The sequence below is a fragment of the Methylophaga sp. UBA1464 genome (genome assembly GCF_002325665.1).
Taxonomy (GTDB): domain Bacteria; phylum Pseudomonadota; class Gammaproteobacteria; order Nitrosococcales; family Methylophagaceae; genus Methylophaga.
Map to the genome: position 1 here is coordinate 27,439 of NZ_DCSO01000045.1, position 6,655 is coordinate 34,093.

At 46.1% G+C, this 6,655-nt stretch carries 5 protein-coding genes; 4 read left to right on the top strand and 1 reads right to left on the bottom strand.

What is annotated here, in order from left to right; genetic code table 11:
- The coding region (locus tag B3O33_RS04800; RefSeq protein ID WP_292363098.1) for a TonB-dependent hemoglobin/transferrin/lactoferrin family receptor at positions 1-1,990 on the bottom strand (1,990 nt) is incomplete at its 3' end.
- Positions 1,991-2,215: 225 nt separating this feature from the next.
- On the opposite strand from B3O33_RS04800, the gene B3O33_RS04805 reads away from it, so the two are divergent.
- The 4 genes from B3O33_RS04805 to B3O33_RS04820 form a co-directional block, all read left to right on the top strand.
- Positions 2,216-3,091 carry a heme/hemin ABC transporter substrate-binding protein gene (locus B3O33_RS04805; protein WP_292361209.1) on the top strand — a complete coding sequence of 292 codons (876 nt, stop codon included), beginning with the start codon at positions 2,216-2,218 and terminating at the stop codon, positions 3,089-3,091.
- Complete coding sequence (locus B3O33_RS04810; protein WP_292361210.1) at positions 3,088-4,149, top strand: FecCD family ABC transporter permease; 1,062 nt, start codon at positions 3,088-3,090, stop codon at positions 4,147-4,149. The genes B3O33_RS04805 and B3O33_RS04810 overlap by 4 nt, the downstream gene beginning before the upstream one ends.
- A gap of 8 nt (positions 4,150-4,157) precedes the next feature.
- On the top strand, positions 4,158-4,919 hold the full coding sequence (locus B3O33_RS04815; protein ID WP_292361211.1) for a heme ABC transporter ATP-binding protein: 762 nt from the start codon (positions 4,158-4,160) through the stop codon (positions 4,917-4,919).
- Between the two features lie 60 nt (positions 4,920-4,979).
- Positions 4,980-6,655: ABC transporter ATP-binding protein (locus tag B3O33_RS04820; protein WP_292363100.1), on the top strand; the 1,676-nt coding region annotated here is incomplete at its 3' end.

Consider the following 6,655-nt stretch of genomic DNA (forward strand, 5'->3'; position numbering starts at 1 on the left):
GCATATAAAGCTCCTGAAAGGCCACACGGTAATATTGATCGGTCAGATTATTCACGCTGAGATCAAGTTTTAGGTTGGGCATGGTAACTGGTTCCCATGTCGCATAAATATCGGCCAGAGTATAGCGATCATAATCACGGCTATCTCCGGAGGGAGTTCGGTTCTGAGTTTCAACATGACTGACTCTTAGACCTGTTTTAACACTGCGATTGATAAAGCGCTGACTCAGATCCAATACCCATTTATCTGCTGGGATACCGCTCAGTTTCTCACCAGTCTGTTTATCTTCACCACGGGTCTGTCCGTACGACAATGCAGCATTAAAATCATTTAGACCATAGTTAAATGTTAGCTCAAAGCCTTTTAAACGAGCCTCATCAACGTTGTTATAAGTGGTATGACCAGCATCTACACTGAAAAAAGGTGGAAAAGGTAAAGCTGAGAAAACAGGGTTATCAACTGTTTGCTCAATAAAATTATCAATATTGTTATAAAACAATGCCCCATTGATGCCAAAGCGATCTTGTTGAGTAAAAACATTCTGCGTATTAAAGTCAGCAATGAATTCAATATTTTGAGATTCTTCTGGTTTCAGATCAGCATTGGGAATAAAGGTATTACAGGCAGTGGAAGTAATACAAAAATGTGTTCCGGTTGTATAAAGCTCTTCAGCAGTTGGTGCCCTGAAAGCTTCATCATAACGTAAGGTCAGATTCAACTTATCTGTGGTTTGCCACACTAAAGCGACTGAAGGTGAAAACGCTTTATCACTACGATCATTATTTAAATTTTTTGCTTCAGTGCTGAAATAATCATAACGACTGCCAAGTTCTAGTCGCCAAGCTTCGGCAAACGGAATATGAACTTCGGTAAATGCTCCCCAAACTTCGGTTGTGGCATTTGGCGGTGTAGGACGATTTAACCCAGCACGGCTACTAGTTAACTTATCCTGATAGCCATCCACACCATAGATAAAACTAATGTCACCCAGCTCAGTTCGGTTATTCAGATTTAAGCCAAGCGTTTCGATCTCAGTCCGATCAGCACGTCGATCTGATAAGCGATATTCCTGCATTTCGGTATTGTTCCAGTACAGCATCAGCTGGGCATTAAGCCAGTTACTGTCTGGATTCAGACGATAATCCACTGCAGCATGATCAGTCTGATTTTCGCGGTGAATCATAAAATTAGAGGATCCCACATTGGCTGCTCCATTCGAAGGAATCTCGCCATTCACCTCGGAAGTTCGCAGATTAAATGTCGCGGTTTGTGCATCATCAATAAACCAGTCTACTTTCGCCATCAAACCTTTATCACGTGATGCAGAACCCTCGAGATTCTTCCCATTGCCCAGTTCCAGGTCATTACCATCACGATAAAAACCAGAAACCAGCCAGTCGAGATTATCACCTCGTCCAGCCAGTGCTGAGGTGGTCAACCATTTATCACTGTTGCTGTGATAACCCTGCTTGATAAAACCGCCAAAATCACTGGTTCCCAGCAAATCAGCCGCATGAATGGTGTTTTGTGAAATTACGCCGCCCAGGGCACCTGACCCCCACAACGCGCTGCTCGGTCCTTTCACTACTTCGACATTTTTGATTAATTCCGGATCCAGAAAATAGGTTGGTCGGTGACCTGACATAAAGTTTTGTCGGACCCCATCCACCAGCTGTAATACCTGGTTATCTCCCAAACCACGGATATTCACATTCTGAACATCTTCCCTTGGCCCACCACTCAGCGTGACATTGGGCAGATGAGCTACCGTCTGTGGCACAGAAGTCGCCTGAACCTGATCCAATTCAGCTTTATCAATGACCGTGATATTGCGACTCTGCAAGTCTTGCTGTTCTGCATTACGTGTTGCAGTGATCTTGATTTCTTCCATTTGCAAAGGCGTTTGGGCGTGACTGGTTGACACCAATAGCGGACTAAGCAAAAGCACAGACTGAATCAGGGTAGGGAGGGTTTTACATTGTGTGTTCATTTTTTCCTCAGTAAAGATCGCCTTAACGTTCAAAAAGTTGATTTGCAGATGAGAGTTACTGCATCGGCTGGGAAAATTATCACACCTCACACAACATGCAAATAATAACGATTATCATTTAGATTTAACTTAACAAATTATTTATTTGTGGTTAAACTTCTGCATTTGCTCATGGCGTTCTTCAATAACGAGCCCGAAACTGATTTACCCTGCTTGGAGCTATTCATGTCTCAATCTACATTTTCTCGTCTTAATATGAGAAAACTATTTTACGGCGTTTTATTACTGTTAACGGCTCAAATTACGATGGCTGAGCCGGTTCATGCCGATAAAAAAATCATCAGTGTTGATAGCAATGCCACAGAAATTTTGCTGGCCTTGGGGGTTGGCTCCAACATTATCGCCACCGATATCACCAGTGAGCCATTACTCAAAAGTCATCATGTTAAACAACTCGGCTATCACCGTGCGTTGTCGGCCGAAGCGATTTTATCCTTACAACCGGATCTGATTGTGGGCAGCGACCATACAGGGCCTGCTCCCACTGTAAAAGCCATTCAAAATGCACAGATTAACTTTATCCAGCTCAACAGTCCGCAAACCATTGCGGACCTTCGCAGTAATATTCAGTACTTAGCCAAAGCACTGGATCGCGAAAAAACCGGTCAGCAATTAATCGTCGATATTCAGCGAATGGAAACCGCGATCACCGATCATCTCAATGGATCAAATTTAAAAATGGTGTTTCTGCTGGATTTGAATGATCGGGGATTATCACAGGCTGGACGTGACACGGTTGGTCATGCCCTCATCAATGTGCTTGATGGTCAAAATATCAGCGAATTTAATGGTTATCAGTCAGTGTCGCTGGAATCTGTTCTGGCAATGAATCCCGATGTCATTCTGGTTGGAAACCGCAGTAATCGCGCACCGGAAACGGAGCAGCTGTTGTCTCGCTATCCTTTGCTGAAAAATACTGCTGCCGGCCAAACCAGGCGCATTATCAGTATTGATGCCAGTAAGTTAATCGCAGGACTGAGCATAACTGCGGTAAAACAGGCCGATCAGCTGGCAGCCATTATTTATTCCTCAGCACGATGAGTTATGCCAAATATTTACCTGCCAGCTTGCATGGCTGGCGCCGAAGCATCTGGCTGATGATGGTCATGTTATTGCTGGTAACGGTGTTGTTATCGATCATGCTGGGTCCAATGACCTTGCCTGCAAAACAAAGCTTATTGAGCATACTAGATAAGTTTTTCGGCAGTGAACTGAGTCAGTTAAATGCCTTTCAAACCGCCATTATCTGGGAGTTACGCTGGCCACGAACTTTACTCGCTATCTTTATCGGTGCGTTATTAGCCCTTTGTGGTGCTGTCACCCAGGGACTATTCCGTAACCCATTAGCTGATCCCGGCATTATTGGCGTCTCTTCTGGCGCAGGACTTGGCGCGGCCATTGCCATCGTATTGTTACCGGCTTCGCTCAGCTATCTGACAACACCTGTAGCGGCATTTCTGGGCGGTTTGATAACCACCTTACTGGTGTATCGGCTGGCGCAATCTCAAAATGGGGAGACTTCGGTATTGATTCTGTTGCTGGCTGGCGTTGCCATAGCGGCTTTTAGCGGGGCAATCATTGGTTTTATGACCTATATCGCCAATGATATGGCGTTACGCGAGCTGACCTTATGGGGTATGGGTACGCTGAACGGCGCAAACAATACATCTATCTGGCTGTCCGCAATGACCTGCCTTTGCCTTTTATTGTTTTACCAAACTCAGGCACCAGCATTAAATGCCTTTCTGCTGGGCGAAGCCGAAGCCCGCCATCTGGGCATCAATGTCGAGAAATTAAAACTGCAATTGATTGTGGTCACCGCAATCGGCATTGGCATTGCCGTTTCAGCCACCGGCATTATCGGCTTTATCAGTCTGGTGGTGCCCCATCTGGTGCGTATGACCATGGGCCCGGATCACCGTTTATTGCTGCCATTATCCGCGCTGACAGGAGCGGTTTTATTACTGATGGCAGATATTGGTGCCAGAGTGTTGCTGGCTCCGGCGGAATTACCAGTAGGTTTGGTGACCGCATTAATCGGTGCGCCATTCTTTGCATTTTTGCTGATCCAGCAACGTAAACGACTCAGTACCTTATAAGCCTGCCTATGCTCACTATCGAAAATCTGCTTGTTCAACAGGAACACCGCCAAATTCTGAATTTGCCCGCAGCCAGTTTGATTTCCGGCGAGTTAATTGCGGTGTTAGGTCCTAATGGTGCAGGTAAATCCAGTTTAATTAAAACCATCTGTGGTGAGTGGCCCGCAAGTACCGGACAGATACGTCTACATAATAAACCGTTACCACAGTGGCCGAGACACGTATTGGCTCGACATCTGGGCGTTTTGCCTCAGGCCAGCCAGTTATCGTTTCCATTCAAAGCGCAGGAGGTGGTTGCCATAGGTGCCACACCACTCAACCTGAATCGTCATGCTATTAATCACACCGTGCAAAAGTGGATGCGGGCAACCGATACCTGGCAATTTTCTGACAGGCTTTATACCAGCCTGTCGGGCGGTGAACGACAACGGGTACAATTGGCCAGAGTATTATTACAACTGTCACAGGCAGAACGGGCACCATTGTTATTACTGGATGAACCAACATCAGCACAGGATCTTGGACAGCAACATCAGTTATTGAATTTGGTAAAATCGCTTTGTCAGGAAAATGGCTTTGCGGTGATCAGTATTTTGCATGATTTGAACCAAGCGAGTCGTTATGCTGACAAAGTGTGGCTTTTACAACAGGGTGAACTCGTCGCCCAGGGATCACCACCGCAGGTGCTTCAACCTGAAACAGTAATGAAAATATGGGGTTATCAACCGGAGCTGTTTTTTAACAGCGAGGGCCAGCAGATATTGGTCTGAGGAGGGTAAAGTCACTGTTAAATTGCTGCCTATAGACCCTAACTGAATTGACTAACATCCATGAGCACAGAAACCAGCTATCAGCTTAAAGGCATACTCAAACAGGCGTTGAGTTATAAAAAGCATCTGATAAAAGCCAACCTGATCGCGCTGTTTGCCACTCTGTGTGCGGTTCCTGTGCCGTTACTGCTACCGATAATGGTGGATGAAGTCCTGCTTAATCAGCCTGGTGCCGCCGTAGCATTTATTTCCTCGTTTACCCCTGAACACTGGCATGGTCCTATTCTTTTCATCAGCGCCATGTTGATCCTGACGCTGGTATTACGTTTGGCCTCATTGGTTTTAAACGTGTTGCAATCACGCTATTTCACCATCATTGCCAAACGCATTACCTTTCGAATTCGCCGTCAGCTGATCAAACGGCTGGGAAGAATCGCCATCAGTGAATATGAAACCCGTGGCAGTGGTGGCATATCCTCTCATTTTGTCACCGATATTGAGGTCATTGATAACTTTATCGGTAATACCATTAGTAGGTTTATCGTAGCAGTGCTGAGCATTATCGGTACTGCAGTAATACTGCTGTTTCTGCACTGGCAACTGGCTTTGTTGATTCTGTTTATGAATCCCCTGGTAATTTATTTCACCATGCGAGTGGGTAAACATGTTAAACACCTGAAAAAAAATGAAAATACCGCAGTCGAGGTATTTCAACAGAGCCTGACCGAAACACTTGATGCCATTCAGCAGATCCGTGCGGCCAATCGTGAAAAACATTATTTTCTGCGAGTTATTGACCGGGCTCGTGGAATACGCACGCATGCCACTGACTATGCCTGGAAAAGCGATGCAGCCAATCGTATTTCTTTTGTTATTTTTCTGTTTGGGTTTGATATATTTCGCGCGGTAAGCATGTGGATGGTGGTGTTTTCCGATCTGAGTATCGGTCAGATGTTTGCGGTGTTTGGCTACCTGTGGTTCATGATGGGACCAGTGCAGGAAGTGTTGAATATCCAATATGCATTCTATGCTGCCGGTGCCGCGGTTTCTCGTCTGAACAAATTGTTTTCGTTAAAACAGGAAGTGGTTTATCCGGCCAAAACCAATCCGTTTATCGAAGGCCAGGCCAGCAGTATCCGCATTGAAAATCTGCATTTTAGTTATGACGAAAATAATCCGGTGCTCAGCGGAGTTTCGCTGGATATCAAAGCCGGTGAAAAAGTGGCTCTGGTGGGGGCCAGCGGTGCCGGTAAATCAACTTTAGTCAATGTATTGCTGGGTCTGTATCCAGCCGATAAAGGCATGGTGTATTTCAATGAAGTGCCGGTCAGCGAAATAGGACTGGAAGGCGTGCGCGAGCATGTGGCCACCGTTTTACAACATCCTGCCCTGTTTAATGACTCGGTGCGGGAAAACATTACACTGGGACGCGATTATCCTGATGAAGCGATCTGGCAGGCGATAAAAACCGCGCAGATTGAGGATGTTATTCAGGCCATGCCGAAAGGTCTGGATACCTTGGTTGGCCGTTCCGGCGTTAAGCTCTCGGGCGGCCAACGGCAACGCCTTGCCGTAGCCAGAATGGCACTAATGAATCCCAGTGTGGTGGTGCTCGATGAGGCTACTTCAGCGCTGGACAGCAATACCGAGCATCATCTGCATATCGCCTTGGCGGATTACCTGAAAAACCGCACCACCATCATCATTGCTCATCGCTTAAGTGCTGTTCGGCAAGC